Origin of the sequence: Jiangella alba, from assembly GCF_900106035.1 — a bacterium.
Classification (GTDB): domain Bacteria; phylum Actinomycetota; class Actinomycetes; order Jiangellales; family Jiangellaceae; genus Jiangella; species Jiangella alba.
In genome coordinates this window covers 1268571-1285440 of the sequence record NZ_FNUC01000004.1, presented here as the reverse complement: position 1 = coordinate 1285440, position 16870 = coordinate 1268571, and the positions used below count along the sequence as shown (strand labels likewise).

The following is a 16870-nucleotide window of genomic DNA, read 5'->3' as shown; positions in this document are numbered from 1 at the left end:
CGGCCGTGGATGTACTGACGTTCCCGATCGTCGCGACCTTCTCGATCCTGACGGCGCTGGTCTTCGGGCTGATCGCGCAGCGGTTGCTGGGCGTGCGGCTCGGGCTGTTCCGGCTGCTGCTGACCGGCGCGTTCGCCATGATCGTCGGGCCGCTGATCATGTACGCGCTGCTCGGCCAGTTCACCTTGTCGCCGCAGGGCATCCCTCGCGAGGGCGAGGGCTGGGTCGTCTTCTGGTTCGCGCTGCTGGGCAGCGTGCTGACGGTACTCGCGTCGATGGCGTTCCTCGTGGTCATCGAGGCGTTCGTGCCGATGGGCTCGCTGCCGCCGGCGCTGGTGTGGGGCCGCGGGCTGCTGGGCCGGCTGCGCCGCACCCGGCGGTACTGGCAGATCATCGGCATCGCGATGCGGCACGGCCTCGGGTCGTACCTGCGCGGCACCCGCGACCGCGCCCTGGACGTGCCGTCCGGACGGTCCCAGCTGGGCCGGGCGCTGACGAACACCCTGAACGCGGGCGGCGTCACGTTCGTGAAGCTCGGCCAGATCCTCGCCACCCGCCGCGACGTGCTGCCGGCCGAGGTGGCCGACGAGCTGGCCCGGCTGCAGGACGACGCCACACCGGTGCCGTGGCCGGACGTCGAGAAGGTCATCGTCGCGGAGCTGAACGCGCCGGTCGAGGACGTCTTCGCCGAGTTCGACCGCGAGCCGCTGGCGGCCGCGTCCGTCGGCCAGGTGCATCTCGCCCGGCTGCACAGCGGCGCCGAGGTGGTCGTCAAGGTGCAGCGGCCCGGCATCCGGCCGGTGGTCGAGCGCGACCTCGACATCGCCGCACGGCTGGCCGCCCGGCTGGAGTCGGGCACCCGGTGGGGGCGCCGCATGGGCGTCCGCCCGCTGGCCGCCGGCCTGGCCGAGGCGATCCGCGAGGAGCTCGACTACCGCATCGAGGCCGAGAACATCACCGCCGTGGCCACGGCGCCGAGCCGGCAGCCCGACGTCGTCCTGCCCGAGCCGCACCTCGCGCTGTGCACCGAGCGGGTGCTGGTGATGGACCGCCTGCAGGGCACGCCGCTGAACCGCGCCGACGTCGTCATCCGGCAGCACGACTTCGACCGCGACGCGCTCGCGACGACCCTGCTGGACTGCCTGCTGCGCCAGATCGTCCTCGACGGCATCTTCCACGCCGACCCGCACGGCGGGAACATCTTCCTGCTCGACGACGGCCGGCTCGGGCTGCTCGACTTCGGTTCGGTCGGACGGCTCGACGGCGCCCTGCGCGACGCGCTGCAACGGCTGCTCGTCGGCGTCGACCGGGGCGACCCGCTCGCCGTCAGCGACGCGCTGCTGGAACTGGTGCCGCGGCCGGACGAGATCGACCAGCAGCAACTCGAGCGCGACATCGGCCGGTTCATGGCCCGGCACACGTCCGGCACGCCCAGCACCGGGGTCCGGATGTTCGGCGACCTGTTCCGGGTGGTCGCCGACCACGGCCTGGCCATCCCGCCGGAGATCGCCGCGGTGTTCCGCGCGCTGGCGACGGCCGAAGGCACGCTGACGCGACTCACGCCACGGTTCGACCTCATCGGCAGCGCCCGCTCGCTGGCCAGCGGCTACGTCGAGGAGCAGTACGGGCCTGAGCATCTCAAGCGCGCCGTCACCGAGGAGCTGGCCGCACTGCTGCCGATCCTGCGCCGGCTGCCGCGCCGCGTCGAGCGCATCGCCAGCGCCGCCGAGCACGGCCGGCTGGGCATCAACATCAGGCTGCTCGCCGACGAACGCGACCGCGCCGTGCTGACCACGATGCTGCACGAGGTGCTGCTGACCTTCCTCGCCGCGACCACCGGCATCATGGCCGTGCTGCTGATCGGCACCGGCAGCGGGCCACAGCTCACCGAGGACGTCGGGCTGTACGAACTGATCGGCTACAACATGCTGGTGATCAGCGCGATCCTGGCGCTGCGGGTGCTGGCCCAGATCTTCCGCCGCGGCTGAGCGTTCTCATCCGTTCCGGGTGAATCCGCGGCGGCGCACGGCTCCTAGCGTCGGGGCATGGTCACGCATCCGGACACCTACGACGACCGCTACGGCAACACGTTCCTGCAGCGACCAGCGCCGGACGACCGGCTGCCGCAGCAGGGCATGCCGGCCGTCGACGCGCTGCGACTGGTCGGCGAGGAGCTGGTGCTGGACGGCATCCCGATGCGCAACCTCGCGACGTTCGTGACGACGTGGATGGAGCCGGAGGCGCAGCGCGTCATCGCCGACAACCTGCACCGCAACTACATCGACCACGCCGAGTACCCGCAGACCGCGCTGATCGAGCAGCGCTGCATCCGCATGCTGGCCGACCTCTTCCACGCGCCCGGCCCGACCACCGGCACCCGCACGCAGGGCTCGTCCGAGGCGATCATGCTCGGCGCGCTGTCGCTGAAGTGGAAGTGGCGGCAGCGGCGCGAGGCGGCGCGGCAGAGCACCGACCGGCCGAACCTGGTGTTCGGCGGCGACGTCCACGTCGTCTGGGAGAAGTTCTGCCGCTACTTCGACGTCGAGCCGCGGATCATCCCGCTGCGCCCGGACCGCCTCACCATCGGCCCGAGCGACGTCGAGCCGCACGTCGACGAGAACACCATCGGCGTCGCGGCGGTGCTCGGCACCACGTTCACCGGGCACTCCGACGACATCTCCGGCATCAACGACCTGCTGGTGCGGCTGCGCGACGAGAAGGGGCTGGACGTCCCGCTGCACGTCGACGCGGCCAGCGGCGGGTTCGTGTGGCCGTTCCTCTATCCGGACACGAAGTGGGACTTCCGGCTCGAGCAGGTGCGTTCGATCAACGTGTCCGGGCACAAGTACGGGCTGGTCTACCCGGGCATCGGCTGGCTGGTGTTCCGCGGCGACGACGACCTCGCCGAGGATCTCGTCTTCTACGAGAACTACCTGGGCAAGAAGGACGCGACGTTCACGCTGAACTTCTCCACCAACGCCAGCATGGTGCTCGCGCAGTACTACAACTTCGTGCGCTACGGACACGACGGCTACCGCGCGATCATGCAGACGATGCAGACCAACGCGCAGGCTCTGGCCGAGCGGATCGTCGACGCCGGCGACTTCGAGCTGGTCGGGCACCCGGACGCCGAGCAGCTGCCGCTGGTGGCGTTCCGGCTGACCGGTGAGCACGACTACGACGAGTTCGACGTCGCCGGTCAGCTGGCCGGCGAGCACGGCTGGATGCTGCCGGCCTACTCACTGCCGCCGAACGCCGAGCACGTCACGATCATGCGGGCGCTGGTGAAGCAGACCCTCGGCCGCTCCCTGGCCGACACCCTGGCCGACGACCTCGCGCACGCGTGCACGACGCTGGACGCGAAGGGCGGGCTGCACGAGCGCGAGCGCCGCCGGGTGAAGTCGGGGACCGGCTACTGAGCCTGCTTGCGCGCCAGCGCCGCCTCGAGGCGGTCGACTTTGCCAGTGATCTCGCCGGTGTGGCCGGGCCGGATGTCGGCCTTGAGCACCAGGCTGACGCGGTGGCCGTGCCGGCCGACCGCCTCGCAGGCGCGCTTGACGACGTCCATGCACTCGTCCCACTCGCCCTCGATGGTGGTGAACATGGAGTCGGTGCTGTTCGGCAGCCCGGAGGCACGGACGACGGCGACGGCGTCGGCCACCGCCTCGGACACGGACTCGCCGGTGCCGGACGGTGCGACGGAGAACGCGATGAGCATGCCGTCATCGTAGGCCGCAGTCGGCGCAGCGGCCGCGGCGGCGCAGCCAGTACGCCAGCGTCGCCCAGCCCAGCGCCACGCCCCACACCGGCCACAGCAGCGCCGGCCCGACGGCGGCCCAGTCGTCGCTGGTGATCAGGTTGTCGGACAGGCCGACCCGGATCAGCCCCAGCCCGCCCGAGGTCGCGAGCACCGCCACCACCGACGCCGGGACGACGGCCAGCCCGACCGGCACCCGGCGGCCACGCCACACCGGGATCCAGCGCGGGAACACCTCGCCCCACCGCTGCACCAGGCCGAGCGTCAGCACCGTCCCCACCAGCGCGAACGACGCCAGCCAGGCGCCGGCCCAGAGCGAGCCGTCGGCCATGCCCTCCTCGTGCACCTGCGCGTCGATGCCCAGCGGGACGCCGGCCACCCAGATCCACCGGGTGACGGCGTACAGCGCCGGGATCGCCGCCGCCACGTAGACCGCCGGACGGGCCCAGCGCAGCACCGCCGCGACCGTCGCCGACCGGTCCGGACGCCCGCAGCGCGCGCAGCTGCCCACCGTGCGCCGGGCGTAGGCGACGGTCGCGGCCGCCCACAGGAACCCGCCGGCCAGCGCGATCACCTGGTGCAGGTGCTCGACGCCCAGCGCGTCGCCGACCTGTCCCCGCATCTCCGCGTCGAACGGCGCCTTGACCAGGATCATCGGCAGATACCCGGCGACGGCCAGGATGCGGGTGTCGGGCACGACCACCAGCAGGACCACCGTCAGCGCACCGCCGAACCCGACGGCGAACCGCCGCCACCAGCGCGGCACCGGTGCGCCGGGACGGTACCGGGCCATGACGGCCCCGGTGCCGGCGGCGGCCAGCGCGACCGCCGCGAACAACGGCGCACCGACGTCGGCCGGCACACCGCCGAGCAGGGACATCTGGCGGTCCGGGTCGGCCCGTCCCACCGGGAAGCCGGCGCCGGTGAGGGTCCAGCCCAGCGCCGTCAGCCCGTAGCCGAGCGCCCACAGCGTCGCGGCCCACGGCGCCCACTCGGGCCAGCGGCGCAGCACACCGGTGCGGGCCGGGCCACGCTCCGCGGCCGTCATCGTCGTCGAGTTCATGTCTCGACCTTCGCCCGTGGACGACGGCCGCGGCCTCCCGCCGCCCGGTGAACCGCCTCCCTCGCCAGGGTGAATCAACGAGGGCTGATGAAGCCGGACTCGTAGGCAGCGATGACGGCCTGGGTGCGGTCGCGGACGCCGAGCTTGGTGAGCACGTTGCCGACGTGCGTCTTCACCGTCTCGATGCCGACGACGAGCTCGGCGGCGATCTCGGCGTTGGACCGGCCGGCCGCCATCAGCCGCAGCACCTCGGCCTCCCGCTCGCTCAGCCCGGCGCCGGCCAGCGCGTCGCCGCCGTTGCCGCCGTGCGACGCGGCCAGGCCACGGATGGCGGCCGGGAACAGCAGCGAGTCGCCGCGGGCCACCGTCCGGACGGCCTGCACGATCTGCTCCGGCCGGGCCCGCTTGAGCAGGAACCCGTGCGCACCGGCGCGCAGTGCCTCGTACACGTAGTCGTCGTTCTCGAAGGTCGTGACGACGAGGATGCGCGGCGCGTCGTCGCGGCGGCTGAGCAGCCGCGTCGCCTGGATGCCGTCGACCGCGGGCATCCGCACGTCCATCAGCACGACGTCCGGTCGCGACCGCGTCACCAGCGGCCCGACCTCCGCGCCGTCGGCCGCCTCGTCGACGACGCGCAGGTCCGGCTCGGCGTCGATGATGGCCCGCAGGCCCGCCCGCACCAGTGGCTCGTCGTCCACCAGCAGCACCGTGATCTCGTCCGTCACCGGCCCTCCCGCCCCGGCAGGTGCACCCGCACCCGCCACTCCCCGTCCGCGGCCTGCGCGGACAGGTCTCCGCGCAGCAACCGCACGCGCTCTCGCATGCCGCGCAGCCCGCGGCCACCGTTGGCCCGCGGCGACAACGGCGCGCCGTCGGGCAGCGGGTTCGACACGTCGATGTCCAGACCGTCCGCCGTCGCGGCCACCCGCAGCCGGACCGGCACGTGCGCCGCGTGCCGGGCCGCGTTCGTCAGGCCCTCCTGCACGATGCGGTACGCCTCGCGCGACAGCGCCGGCGGCACGGCGGCGAGGTCGCCGTCGACCGTCGCCTCCAGGTCCATGCCGGTGGTCCGGGTGTCGTCGATCAGTCGCGGCAGGTCGGCCAACGTGCGTTGCGGCGACGCGGCGTCGTCCGGGGCCGTGCCGCCCGCGCGGAGCACACCGAGCACGTGGTCGAGGTCCTCCATGGCGGCCCGGCCGGCTTCCTCGACCGCGACCAGCGCACGGCGGGCGAACTCGGGATCGGTGTCGAGGACCCGGCGCGCGGCCGCCGCCTGCAGCGTCGTCACCGTCAGGGCGTGACCGACGGAGTCGTGCAGGTCGCGGGCCAGCCGGTTGCGTTCGGCGAACTCCTGCGCCTGCGCCTCCATGGCCAGCCGCAGCTCGGCCGGCGACGGGCCCAGCAGCAGCGGCGCGAACCACGCCAGCAACGCGCCCAGCCCGGCCACCAGGTACGCCGTGGCGACGACCAGCCCGAGGCCGGCCAGCACCGCCCACACCCCGCCGACGTCGTCGAGCAGCGCCAGCCCGGCGATGCCGGCACCGTCGTCCAGCCCCAGCCCGCGCACCACCAGCAGCACCGCAGTCGGGGCCGAGAACAGCACCGCAGCCATCGCCACGCCGCCGCTGAGCAGGTGCAGCACGTACCAGCCGGCGCCGAACAGCCGGCTCTCCCACGGCGGATCGGCGGCGGGATCGGGCAGGTCGACGTCGAGCAGGCCGCGGGTCGCGGTGATCTCCAGCGCCCGCATCGCCGGCAGGAACGGCGGCACCGTGCCGATGACGAACGTGACCGCCGCCAGCACCCCGGCCGGGACATAGGGCGTGCCCGGCTCGGTGAACAACTGCACGAACGCGACGATCAGCAGCACGTACGGCAGCACGATGACGCCGCCGAGCAGCAGATGCACGCCCCGGCGGACCAACCGGCGCCCGGCGAGCGGCGCGACGATGGTCCGGAGCGCTCCCACGCCCCCGATTGTCGCAGGCGCCGTCAGACCAGCGGGCGCTCGCCGTCGTCGTCGGGCAGCATCGACAGCGCGACCGCGCAGGCGGCGTCGAAGATCTCGTCCGTGGTCGCCTCGGCGTCGGTCATGATCATCGGGGCGCCGTGCAGCGCGAAGAACGCCATGCGCCCGCACAGCTGCACCGGCAGCGGGTCGTGCGGGTCGACGACGAAGTCGAGCAGCACCCGCATGCGCCGGCTCAGCGCGTCGCCGCACGCGTGCATGCGCAGCGCGGGCTGGTTCTCCATCAGGAACCGCAGCAGCGGCGTGCCCTGCCCGCGGATGGCCTTGGCGTACCGCTCGATCAGCTCGCGCCGGCTCTCGGCCGTCGGCTGCTGGCCACGGGACCAGTCGACCACCTCGTCGACCGCCGTCAGCAGGTCGTCGACCAGGCTCTGGACGATGTCGTCCTTGCTCTTGAAGTAGTAGTAGAGCGACGACTTCGTCATGCCGAGACGCTCGGACAGCTCGCGCAGCGACGTCTTGTCGTAGCCCTGCTCGGCGAACAGCTCCAGCGCGACGTTCTGGATGCGCGTTCGCGTGCTGCGAGGGTCTCGGTCGAGCATGGGGCTCCGTCATCGTGGGGGGGTCGTGCAGTGAACGTACCCAGATGCGGGAAAGGTTCCACGTCAACGGCCTGGTGCGAATGCACGAAAGGCCCGCGAGCCGGCATTGCTGCCGGCGCGCGGGCCTCCGGTGAGACGTATCTCAGGCCGGGACGACCTCGAGCGCGACGTTCGCCGCGACCTCGGGGTGCAGCCGCACCGTGACGCTGTGGGTGCCGACCGTCTTGATCGGGCTGCCCACCTCGATGCGGCGCTTGTCGATGGCCGGGCCACCGGACGCCGTGACGGCCGTCGCGATGTCGGCCGAGGTGACGGCGCCGAACAGGCGACCGGAGTCGCCGGCCTTGGCGACCAGCTTCACGGCCGTGCCCTCGAGCTGGGCCTTGACCGCGCGAGCGGAGTCGAGGTCGGCGAACTCGCGGGCCGAGCGGGCGCGGCGGATGGAGTCGATCTCCTTCTGCCCACCCTTGGTCCACGCGATCGCGAAGCCACGCGGCACGAGGTAGTTGCGGCCGTAGCCGTCCTTGACCTCGACGACGTCGCCGGCGGCACCGAGCCCCGGCACTTCCTGGGTGAGAATCAGCTTCATGGCGTCCTCTCCCCTCAGCGAGCCGTCGAGGTGTACGGCAGCAGCGCCATCTCGCGGGCGTTCTTGATGGCCGTGGCGACGTCGCGCTGGTGGCGCGTGCAGTTGCCGGTGACGCGACGGGCCCGGATCTTGCCGCGGTCGGAGATGTACTTGCGCAGCAGCGAGGTGTCCTTGTAGTCGACGTAGTCGACCTTGTCCTTGCAGAAGGCGCAAACCTTCTTCTTCGGCTTGCGCAGCGGGGGCTTTGCCATCGTGGTGCTCCTCCTTCGGGGAGCCCGGTCGCCTCGCTGGCCGCGGCTGACCGGGATGGGTTGACGGGCGCGTTCCCGAACGGGGTGGCCTCCAGAGCCGCCCCGGAACGCTGATTACCTGGTGATCAGAACGGGGGCTCGTCGGACGAGGGTCCGGCCGGCGCACCCCAGGGGTCGTTGCCGCCGCCGCCCTGCTGCGGCGCACCGCCGCCGGACGGGGTGGCCCACGGGTCGTTGCCACCGCCGGAGGGCTGGCCACCGCCACTGAAACCGCCGCCGCCACCGCCGGACCGCTGGGTCCGGGTGACCTTGGCCGTGGCGTAGCGCAGGCTCGGGCCGATCTCGTCGACGTCGAGCTCGATGACCGTGCGCTTCTCACCCTCGCGGGTCTCGTACGAGCGCTGCTTGAGCCGGCCCGTCACGACGACCCGCATACCGCGCTGCAGCGACTCGGCGGCGTTCTCGGCCGCCTGGCGCCACACCGAGCACGACAGGAACAACGGATCGCCGTCTTCCCACGTGCTGGTCTGCCGGTTGAACGTGCGCGGCGTGGACGCGACGCGGAAGTTCGCGACCGCGGCGCCGCTGGGCGTGAAGCGCAGCTCAGGGTCGTCGGTCAAGTTGCCGACGACCGTGATGACGGTCTCGCCTGCCATGGGTGGTCCCTCTCAGTGGGCTTCCGGCCGAACGACCTTGGTACGCAGCACCGTCTCGGAGAGTCCGAGCTGGCGGTCGAGCTCTGCCACGGTGTCGGCCTCGCACGTGACGTCGAGCACCGCGTAGATGCCCTCGCTCTTCTTGCTGATCTCGTACGAGAGCTTGCGGCGGCCCCAGATGTCGATCTTCTCGACCGAGCCACCGGCCTCACGTACGACCCCGAGGTACTGCTCGAGGCTGGGCTGCACGGTGCGCTCCTCGGACTCGGGGTCCAGGATCACCATGACCTCATAGCGACGCATGCCGGATCACCTCCTGTGGTCTTCGCGGCCACGGTCTCTCCGTGGCAGGAGGGCTGAACGTCGATGGCCCGGTCGGATGCACACAGGTCCGTGCACGACCAGGCCGCAGGCAAGGTTACCAGCGTTGAGCCGAAACGCCGATTCCGTCATCCACAGGGGTTGACCTGCGCTCACGAACCGTCAGAAATCGGTCCCGGCCTCCAGCCGCTGCCGCAGCAACCGCTCCAGCGGCATCGACTCGCCGTCCCGGGCGCCGACGCCCACCTGCAGCGGCGGATCGGACGGCGCGATGCGCACGCCGGCCAGCCGCGACCGTGCCGACCGGGGCACGTCCATCAGGTAGAACCCGCCGTCCTCGCCGACCGCCATCGCCTGGTTGCGGCGGACGTACCAGCCGCGCAGCCCGGTCTTGTACCGGACGGCGCCGTCGGCGGCGCGCGCCCGCAACGGCCCCGGCGCGATGCCGGCGGACGTCATGGCCGCGACGAACTCGGCGACGATCTCCTTCGCCCGCTCCGTCTCGGCCGCCTGCTTGCGCGCCAGCGCCTCGGCCTGCGCCCGGACGACGTCACCCCGCCGCTCCCGCCAACTGGATTCGCCGCTCACCCCTGCACCCTACGAGGACGACCGCAGCGGCCATCGCGCGTGGAGGCCGGGCGAAGGGCGACGGCGTGCGCCGGTGGTGGGCGATGGGCATCCCTACTGGCGCGCGCACAGCGGCCCGCACCCTCGGCCGACGAGCAAGAGAAGCTGTCGGCGGCAAGCGGTAGCGTTCTGTGGCATGGCTGAGCAGCGCATCGGAGCCCACGTGAAGCTGGGCGATCCCATCTCGACGTCGAAGTCCACCGGGGCCGGCGCGGTGCAGATCTTCCTGGGCGACCCGCAGGACTGGAAGGCGCCGAAGCTGGCGTACCCAGGCGGAGCCGAGGCGCTGAAGGCCGACACCGAGGCGGCGGGGCTGACGGTGTACGTGCACGCGCCGTACGTCGTCAACGTCGCCACCACGAACAACCGCATCCGCATCCCGAGCCGGAAGATCCTGCAGCAGCACGTCGACGTCGCGGCGCAGGTCGGCGCGGCCGGGCTGGTGGTGCACGGCGGCCACGTGCTGAAGGGCGACGACCCGCAGACCGGCGTCGACAACTGGCGCAAGGCGGCCGAGCAGCTCGACGCGAAGGTGCCGGTGTTCATCGAGAACACCGCGGGCGGCGACTACGCCATGGCCCGCAAGCTCGACCGGCTGGCCGCGCTGTGGGACGCCGTCGGCGAGTTCGGGTTCGGGTTCTGCCTCGACACCTGCCACGCGTTCTCGGCCGGCATCGCACCCGAGGACATGGTGGAGAAGACGCGGGCCATCACCGGGCGCATCGACCTCGTGCACGCCAACGACAGCCGCGACCCGTTCGACTCCGGCGCCGACCGCCACGCCACCATCGGCACCGGCAGCATCGGCGGCGAGGCCATCGTCGCGGTCATCGAGGCGGCGGGCACCGACGCCATCGTCGAGACGCCGGCCGAGGGCCAGGCGGCCGACGTCGCCTACCTCCTCGACCACGTCAAGACCCGCTAGCGGCCATGCGTCGGCGCGCCAGTTCGAGGTGGGCGGGGGCCTGCCGACCGGTCAGGCGTCCACGTGCGGCCGCGCCCGGGCCGCCTCCGCCACGCCGGCGACGGCCTCGGGCCGGACGGTGTCGCGGACGATGCGCAGGGCCTCGGTCAGGGCCTGCAGCTGCTCCGGCGTCAGCAGGCCGGTGTACCAGCGGTCGACGTCCTCGATGTGGTCGGCGACGGCGGCCGTGACCCGCTCGAGGCCGGTGTCGGTGAGGACGGCCCAGGTGCCGCGGCGGTCGGTGTCGCAGCTGGCCCGCACCACCAGGCCGGCCCGCTCCAGCCGGTCGACCACGCGGGTGACGCCACTGGTGGTCAGGCTGGTCTGCGCGGCGAGGTCGCTCATGCGCAGCTGGCAGTTGGGCGTGCGACCCAGCCGCAGCAGGATCTCCAGCTCGTTCTCGGACAGGCCGTGGCGGCCCAGGCGGGCGGCGAACTTGTTGGTCAGCCCCCGGTGCACCTCGACGAGCAGGCCGACGGCGGTCAGCCGGTCGTCGTCGATGATTCGCGTCGTCGCCATAGATGCTGATGCTAACAATGGTTGACGGCGCAAAATATTGAATGTTGACGCACATTTGTCAGAGAAAGGGCAGGCCATGGCCGAGGCACACATCGCCCGCAACGTGCACCCGTGGAACGGGCTGACGGTGCCGGCCGCCGGCGTCTTCACGCTCGACCCCGAGCACGCCGACGTGACGTTCGCCGTCCGGTACCTGATGCTCACGCAGATCAAGGGCCGCTTCGACGACGTCCGGGCGACGCTGACCCTCGGCGAGGACCCCACCGCGTCGCAGGTCGAGGTCGTCGTCGGCACGGCCAGCCTGTCCACCGGCGAGGACGACCGCGACCAGCGGCTGCGCTCGCCCGATTTCTTCGACGTCGCCGAGCACCCGGAGCTGACCTTCCGGTCCACCACCATCGCGCACGTCGAGGGCAACGAGTTCGTGCTGGCCGGCGACCTCACCATCCGGGGCACCACGCGGCCGGTGGAGTTCCGGGCCAGCTTCGACGGCGTCGGCTTCGACCCGTGGGGGGCGCAGGTCGTCGGGCTCAGCGCGCGCACCGAGATCGACCGCGAACGCTGGGGCCTCACGTGGAACCGCGCCCTCGAGACCGGCGGGGTGCTGATCGGCAAGACGGTCGTGCTGGAGATCGACGCCGAGTTCACCCGCCCGGCACAACCGGACACTCCCGGACGTTCGTGATCGTTCTCGGGTCCGCACGCGAACCGGGTACCCTCGCCCCGTGACACGCTCCTCCGCCCTCACCGTCCGAGAGATCACGAGCGACCAGCATCTCGCCGCGATCGCCGAACGGCCTTCCGTCAGCTTCCTCCAGACACCGGCGTGGGGCGTGGTCAAGCGCGACTGGCGGTCCCGCTCCGTCGGCTGGTTCGACGGCGACAAGCTGGTCGGGGTGGCGCTGGTGCTGTACCGCAAAGCGCCGCGGGTGCGCCGCTATCTCGCCTACGTCCCCGAGGGCCCGAGCATCGACTGGGACGGCATCTCCGCCGTCGGCGACCTCCAGCGCTGGCTCGCCCCGTTGGTCGAGCACGTGAAGGCGCAGGGCGCGTTCGGCCTGCGCATGGGGCCGAGGGTGGTGGGCCGCCGCTGGTCCAACGCGACCCTGAAGAGCGCCCTGGCCGACCCCGGCGTCGCCCGGCTGCGCGACGTCCCTGCCGACGAGACCACCGCCACGGGCACCGCGCTGGCCGAGCAGCTGACGGCGCTGGGCTGGCGCCCGCCGGCCGAGGTCGACGGCTTCGCCGCCGGCCAGCCGCGGCACGTGTTCCAGCTGCCGCTCGAGGGCCGGTCCGAGGACGACGTCCTCAAGGGCTTCAACCAGCTGTGGCGACGCAACATCAAGAAGGCCGACAAGTCCGGCGTCGTCGTCTCGCTCGGCACCGTCGCCGACCTGCCGGAGTTCCACCGCATCTACGCCGAGACCGCCCAGCGCGACGCGTTCACGCCGCGCCCGCTGTCGTACTTCGAGGGCATGTGGGCGGCCATGACGGGCGAGGCGCCGGAGCGGCTGCGGCTCTACCTGGCGCACCACGAGGGCGACCTCGTCGCGGCGGCCACCATGACCCGCGTCGGCACGCACGCCTGGTACTCCTACGGCGCCTCGACGACGACCAAGCGCGACGTCCGCGGCTCCAACGCGATTCAGTGGCGCATGATGCGCGACGCGCTGGCCGAGGGGTGCGCCGTCTACGACCTGCGCGGCATCACCGACACGCTGTCCGAGGACGACCCGCACGCGGGCCTCATCCGGTTCAAGCTGGGCACCGGCGGCCACGCGGTCGAGTACGTCGGGGAGTGGGACCTGCCGATCTCGCGGGTCCTCTACTCCGCCTTCGACCTCTACATGAAGCGCCGGAGCTGACCGCGTGTCCCTGACCCTGCACATCGCCGCCGACCAGTGGCGCGGCCGGGTGCGCCGCTACGTCCAGGACGCCTCCGCCGCGGGCGTCACCGTCGTCCCCGTCACCAAGGGCAACGGCTACGGCTTCGGCAACGCCGTGCTGGCGGCCGAGGCGGCCCGGCTGGGGGTGGCCACGCTCGCCGTCGGCACCTACGACGAGCTGCCCGCCGTCGGCCCCGAGTTCGGCGGTGACCTACTGGTGCTGTCGCCGTGGCGGCCGTGGCTGGCCGGCGCCGTCGGCGACGACCGTGTCGTGCACACCGTTTCGCGGCTCGAGGACCTGCGCCAGTTGGCCGCCGGCGCCGCCCGGCCGCGGGTGGTCGTCGAGGTGCTGACGAGCATGCGACGGCACGGCATCGACCCCGGCGAGCTGGCCGAGACGGCGAAGCTGCTCGACGACGTGCGGTTCGAGGGGTTCGCGCTGCACCTGCCGCTGGCCGGCGACCACACCGCCGAGGCGACGACGCTGGCCCGGCGCGCGTTCGAGGCGGTCCCGACGGCGGCGCGGACGGTCTGGGCGAGCCACCTGGGCGCCGAGCGCGCGGCGGCCGTCGGCCGCGACACCGACGCCGAGGTGCGGCTGCGGGTGGCGACGGCGCTCTGGCTCGGCGACCGCTCCGGGCTGACCCCCCGGGCGACGGTGCTGGACGTGCACCGGGTGCGGCGCGGCGAGACGTACGGCTACCGGCAGCGCCGGGCCCGCCGCGACGGCGCCGTCGTGGTGGTCGCGGGCGGCACGGCGCACGGGGTGGCGCTGCAGGCCCCGGTCGCGGCGAGCTCGCTGCGGCAGCGGGCGACGGCGCTGGCCCGCGGCGGGCTGGAGGCGGGCGGACGGTCGCTGTCGCCCTTCCGCGTCGCCGGCAAGCAGCGCTGGTTCGCCGAGCCGCCGCACATGCAGTGCTCGATGATCTGGCTCCCCGCCGACGTCGAGCCGCCCACCGTCGGCGACCAACTCGACGTCGAGGTCCGCTTCACCACGACGTCCTTCGACGCCCTCGCCTGGGACTAACGGCCAGAGGACGACAGCGGCCCGAGCCTGGGCGGACCGAGCCAGACGACTAGCCCGCCCAGCGACCCGTCAGATAGGCGGCCGCCCAGACCGACATCAACGGCACGGACACGGCGAGGTAGGCCCACAGAACCCACCGTCGCCGAGCGGCCAGCAGGGCGATCGTCACCCACAGCGGCCACCACAGCAGCGTGGCCCGGGGCACCGAGAAGAACCACGTCGACGTGCCGAAGGCGATGACCTGCAGGCCGATCCACGTGGCCTCGCCCCAGCGGCGCCACCAGAGCAGGGCGCCGGTCAGCACGACGCCGACGAGCATGGCGACGATCTCGGCACGGAACATCCACGCGAACCCGGGCGACTGCGTGCCGCCGAACGCGGCCTGCCACGTGGTGTCGAGCGACGTCCACGGCCAGGTGAAGTGGCGGTCCCAGCCTTCGGCCTGGGCGTGCAGCCAGGCCAGCCAGTCGCCGGTCTCGGACTCGAGGTAGAGCGACCACGCGAGCAGCGGCAGCGCGGGCAGGAACAGCCAGCCGAGGCCGGACCACCAGGGCCGGCCGGACCGCTCGACGGCCTCGCGCCGGGTGGTCAGCCACTGGACGGCGACGGCGACGGCGAGGAACACACCGCTGACCCGCACCGTGCACGACAGCGCCGTCAGCACGCCGGCCGCCAGCCAGTGCTGCCGTCGCGCCGCCAGCCAGGCCGGGAACGCGCAGGCGAGGAAGAGTGCCTCGGTGTACGGGGCGGCGAGGAACACCGCCGACGGCGACACGGCCCAGACGACGACGGTGAGCCGGCCGATCCGCTGGCCGCCCTCCAGTTCGCCGATGCGGCCCAGCGCCACGGCGGCGATGGCGCCGGCCACCAGCGACACGATCAGCCCGGCGGCGACGTGCCGCAGCCCCAGTTCGCTGCCGAGCCAGAGGAACGCCGGGAAGCCGGGGAAGAACGCCTCGTTGGGGACGCCGGTGGGCTGGCCGCCGTAGCCGTGCAGCGCGATGCCGAGGTAGTGCCAGTAGTCCCACTGCTGCCACCGGTCCAGGGCGGGGACGACGTCCTGGCCGGCGGCGACGAACATCCAGCCGGTGGCGCCGGCGGTGATCCACATCGAGACGCGGGTGGCCAGCCAGATGCCGAGGGCGTCGCGGTCGACGCCGCGGACCCGCTCGGCCAGCGTCCGGGCCGTCATGCCGTCGCCTCCCGCCGACGGTGCCGGGGCGCGGTGGCGTCGCCTGGCGTCAGGAACGGGCGGACGGGGTCGTCCTCGGGTCGGCGGATGTCGCGCACGACCATCACAACGAGCCAGAGCAGCCCGGCGATCCGCAGCAGGACGGCCAGCGCGTACTGGTGGTTCGTCAGCAGCGGCGCGGACGGGTCGTAGAGGGTGGCCAGGAACCGCCACAGCAGCAGGACGTAGACGCCTTCGGCCAGCTGCCACACGACGAGGTCGCGCACCCGGGGCCGCGCGAGCACCGCCAGCGGCAGCAGCCACAGCGAGTACTGCGGCGACCACACCTTGTTCACCAGCAGGAACGCGGCGACGGCGAGGAAGGCGAGCTGGGTGACGCGGGGCGGGGCGGGCGCGGTGAGGGCGAGCGCGGCGATCAGCACCAGCAGCACGGCCGCGGACACGACGGCGAGGTCGTCGACGGACTCGGGCAGCAGGCCCGGCCGGAGCAGGCCGATCGCGAACCAGGTGGAGCCGAAGTCGGCGGCACGCTCGGCGTTGAAGGTGAAGAACTCCCGCCAGCCCTGCGGCGCCCACCAGGCCACCGGCAGGTTCACCGCGCACCACGCGACGACGGCGGCGACGACGGCCAGCGCGGCGTCGCGCAGGGCCGCCCTCCGGTCCGGCGACCGCAGCGCCACCAGCACCAGGACGCCGAGCAGCAGCGCGGGGTACAGCTTCGTGGCGGCGCCGAGCCCGATCAGCACCCCGGCGAGCACCGGCCGGTCCCGCGTCCACGCCAGGATCGCCAGCGACGTCGCCAGCACGGCCAGCAGGTCCCAGTTGACGTAGGCACTGAGCAGCAGCAACGGTGACGCCGCCACCAGCAGCCCGTCCCACGGCCGGCGCGGCACCGTCCGCGCCGTCGCGACCACGACGCCCAGCGCGCACACGGCCATGAGCCCGGCGGTGAGGTCGAAGAAGACCACGCTCTCCGCGAAGGCGGGCGCCAGGTCGCCGCCACCGCCGAACGCGTCGTACAGCCCGCCCGCCACGACCGCCGTCACCTGCATGACGGCGCCGGTCAGCACCGGATACTCCAGCAGGCTGTCGCGGTAGGCCAGCAGCCCGTCGGCGAAGCCGCGCTCGCGGTACAGGAACGCGACGTCGCTGTAGCACAGCGACGTCCACATGGACCGGTCCGCGCGGTCGGCCCAGCCGGTGGCCCGGCACGGCTGGTCGGCCAGCAGCCCGAGCGCCAGCACGACGACGGCGACCAGCAGCGCCACCCGGACCGGGCCCCACCACCGCTGTGGCGGGGCGGCCCGGCGCCCGAACGGCCCGCCGACCGCCTCGCTCAGGCCCGCGACGACGGGGTCGTCACGACTGGGCGCGGCGGAGGCCGCGCGGCGCTCCGGCGTCACCGACACGAGTCGACAGCTTAGGGGGTGTCCTCGACCGGCCGCGG

Annotated in this window: 19 protein-coding genes; 6 read left to right on the top strand and 13 right to left on the bottom strand. The window is 73.0% G+C overall.

What is annotated here, in order from left to right; translation table 11 throughout:
• Window positions 1–5 precede the first annotated feature (5 nt).
• Together BLV02_RS23805 and gad are read left to right on the top strand one after the other, a co-directional pair.
• Window positions 6–1988, top strand: a complete 1983-nt coding sequence (locus tag BLV02_RS23805; RefSeq protein ID WP_069109309.1) for an ABC1 kinase family protein — start codon at window positions 6–8, stop codon at window positions 1986–1988.
• Between the two features lie 57 nt (window positions 1989–2045).
• A complete protein-coding gene (gad, locus tag BLV02_RS23800; protein WP_069109310.1) occupies window positions 2046–3419 on the top strand; it encodes a glutamate decarboxylase in 1374 nt (457 codons plus the stop codon).
• Here gad and BLV02_RS23795 read toward each other — a convergent pair.
• The 10 genes from BLV02_RS23795 to BLV02_RS23750 all read right to left on the bottom strand — a co-directional run bounded on the left by BLV02_RS23795 (window position 3413) and on the right by BLV02_RS23750 (window position 9796).
• The gene (locus BLV02_RS23795; RefSeq protein ID WP_069109311.1) at window positions 3413–3718 is read right to left on the bottom strand and encodes a thiamine-binding protein; all 306 of its coding nucleotides are present in this window, start codon (window positions 3716–3718) and stop codon (window positions 3413–3415) included. The genes gad and BLV02_RS23795 overlap by 7 nt on opposite strands.
• Before the next feature lie 4 nt (window positions 3719–3722).
• Window positions 3723–4820, bottom strand: a complete 1098-nt coding sequence (locus tag BLV02_RS23790) for a hypothetical protein (protein WP_083288230.1) — start codon at window positions 4818–4820, stop codon at window positions 3723–3725.
• 74 nt (window positions 4821–4894) lie between these two features.
• Entirely contained in the window at window positions 4895–5545 is a 651-nt protein-coding gene (locus tag BLV02_RS23785; protein ID WP_216093978.1) for a response regulator, read from the bottom strand.
• On the bottom strand, window positions 5542–6789 hold the full coding sequence (locus BLV02_RS23780; protein ID WP_083288231.1) for a sensor histidine kinase: 1248 nt from the start codon (window positions 6787–6789) through the stop codon (window positions 5542–5544). Before BLV02_RS23780 ends, BLV02_RS23785 begins: the two co-directional genes overlap by 4 nt.
• Before the next feature lie 23 nt (window positions 6790–6812).
• Window positions 6813–7391 (bottom strand): TetR/AcrR family transcriptional regulator, encoded by a 579-nt coding sequence (locus tag BLV02_RS23775; protein ID WP_069109312.1) that lies wholly within the window; start codon window positions 7389–7391, stop codon window positions 6813–6815.
• A gap of 142 nt (window positions 7392–7533) precedes the next feature.
• Window positions 7534–7980, bottom strand: a complete 447-nt coding sequence (rplI, locus tag BLV02_RS23770; RefSeq protein WP_069109313.1) for a 50S ribosomal protein L9 — start codon at window positions 7978–7980, stop codon at window positions 7534–7536.
• 14 nt (window positions 7981–7994) lie between these two features.
• Window positions 7995–8231: a 30S ribosomal protein S18 gene (rpsR, locus tag BLV02_RS23765; RefSeq protein ID WP_026877935.1), complete on the bottom strand. Its 237-nt coding sequence runs from the start codon at window positions 8229–8231 to the stop codon at window positions 7995–7997.
• A gap of 125 nt (window positions 8232–8356) precedes the next feature.
• A complete protein-coding gene (locus BLV02_RS23760; protein WP_069109314.1) occupies window positions 8357–8887 on the bottom strand; it encodes a single-stranded DNA-binding protein in 531 nt (176 codons plus the stop codon).
• A gap of 12 nt (window positions 8888–8899) precedes the next feature.
• On the bottom strand, window positions 8900–9190 hold the full coding sequence (rpsF, locus tag BLV02_RS23755; RefSeq protein ID WP_069109315.1) for a 30S ribosomal protein S6: 291 nt from the start codon (window positions 9188–9190) through the stop codon (window positions 8900–8902).
• A 180-nt stretch (window positions 9191–9370) separates the two neighbouring features.
• Window positions 9371–9796, bottom strand: coding sequence for a hypothetical protein (locus BLV02_RS23750; protein WP_069109316.1), 426 nt, complete (start codon window positions 9794–9796; stop codon window positions 9371–9373).
• A gap of 175 nt (window positions 9797–9971) precedes the next feature.
• On the opposite strand from BLV02_RS23750, the gene BLV02_RS23745 reads away from it, so the two are divergent.
• Window positions 9972–10760 carry a deoxyribonuclease IV gene (locus BLV02_RS23745; RefSeq protein ID WP_069109317.1) on the top strand — a complete coding sequence of 263 codons (789 nt, stop codon included), beginning with the start codon at window positions 9972–9974 and terminating at the stop codon, window positions 10758–10760.
• A gap of 51 nt (window positions 10761–10811) precedes the next feature.
• On the opposite strand, the gene BLV02_RS23740 is transcribed toward BLV02_RS23745, so the two are convergent.
• A complete protein-coding gene (locus BLV02_RS23740) occupies window positions 10812–11318 on the bottom strand; it encodes a MarR family winged helix-turn-helix transcriptional regulator (protein ID WP_069109318.1) in 507 nt (168 codons plus the stop codon).
• A gap of 76 nt (window positions 11319–11394) precedes the next feature.
• On the opposite strand from BLV02_RS23740, the gene BLV02_RS23735 reads away from it, so the two are divergent.
• Genes BLV02_RS23735 through BLV02_RS23725 form a run of 3 tightly spaced genes read left to right on the top strand, consistent with a single transcriptional unit; the run spans window position 11395 to window position 14231 of the window.
• Window positions 11395–12003, top strand: a complete 609-nt coding sequence (locus BLV02_RS23735) for a YceI family protein (protein WP_069109319.1) — start codon at window positions 11395–11397, stop codon at window positions 12001–12003.
• A 40-nt stretch (window positions 12004–12043) separates the two neighbouring features.
• Window positions 12044–13183 carry a lipid II:glycine glycyltransferase FemX gene (locus BLV02_RS23730; protein ID WP_069109320.1) on the top strand — a complete coding sequence of 380 codons (1140 nt, stop codon included), beginning with the start codon at window positions 12044–12046 and terminating at the stop codon, window positions 13181–13183.
• A 4-nt stretch (window positions 13184–13187) separates the two neighbouring features.
• Window positions 13188–14231 carry an alanine racemase gene (locus BLV02_RS23725; RefSeq protein WP_069109321.1) on the top strand — a complete coding sequence of 348 codons (1044 nt, stop codon included), beginning with the start codon at window positions 13188–13190 and terminating at the stop codon, window positions 14229–14231.
• Between the two features lie 49 nt (window positions 14232–14280).
• On the opposite strand, the gene BLV02_RS23720 is transcribed toward BLV02_RS23725, so the two are convergent.
• A complete protein-coding gene (locus BLV02_RS23720; RefSeq protein WP_069109322.1) occupies window positions 14281–15423 on the bottom strand; it encodes a mannosyltransferase family protein in 1143 nt (380 codons plus the stop codon).
• Window positions 15420–16832, bottom strand: coding sequence for a glycosyltransferase family 87 protein (locus BLV02_RS23715; protein ID WP_069109323.1), 1413 nt, complete (start codon window positions 16830–16832; stop codon window positions 15420–15422). The genes BLV02_RS23720 and BLV02_RS23715 overlap by 4 nt, the downstream gene beginning before the upstream one ends.
• Between the last annotated feature and the right edge of the window lie 38 nt (window positions 16833–16870).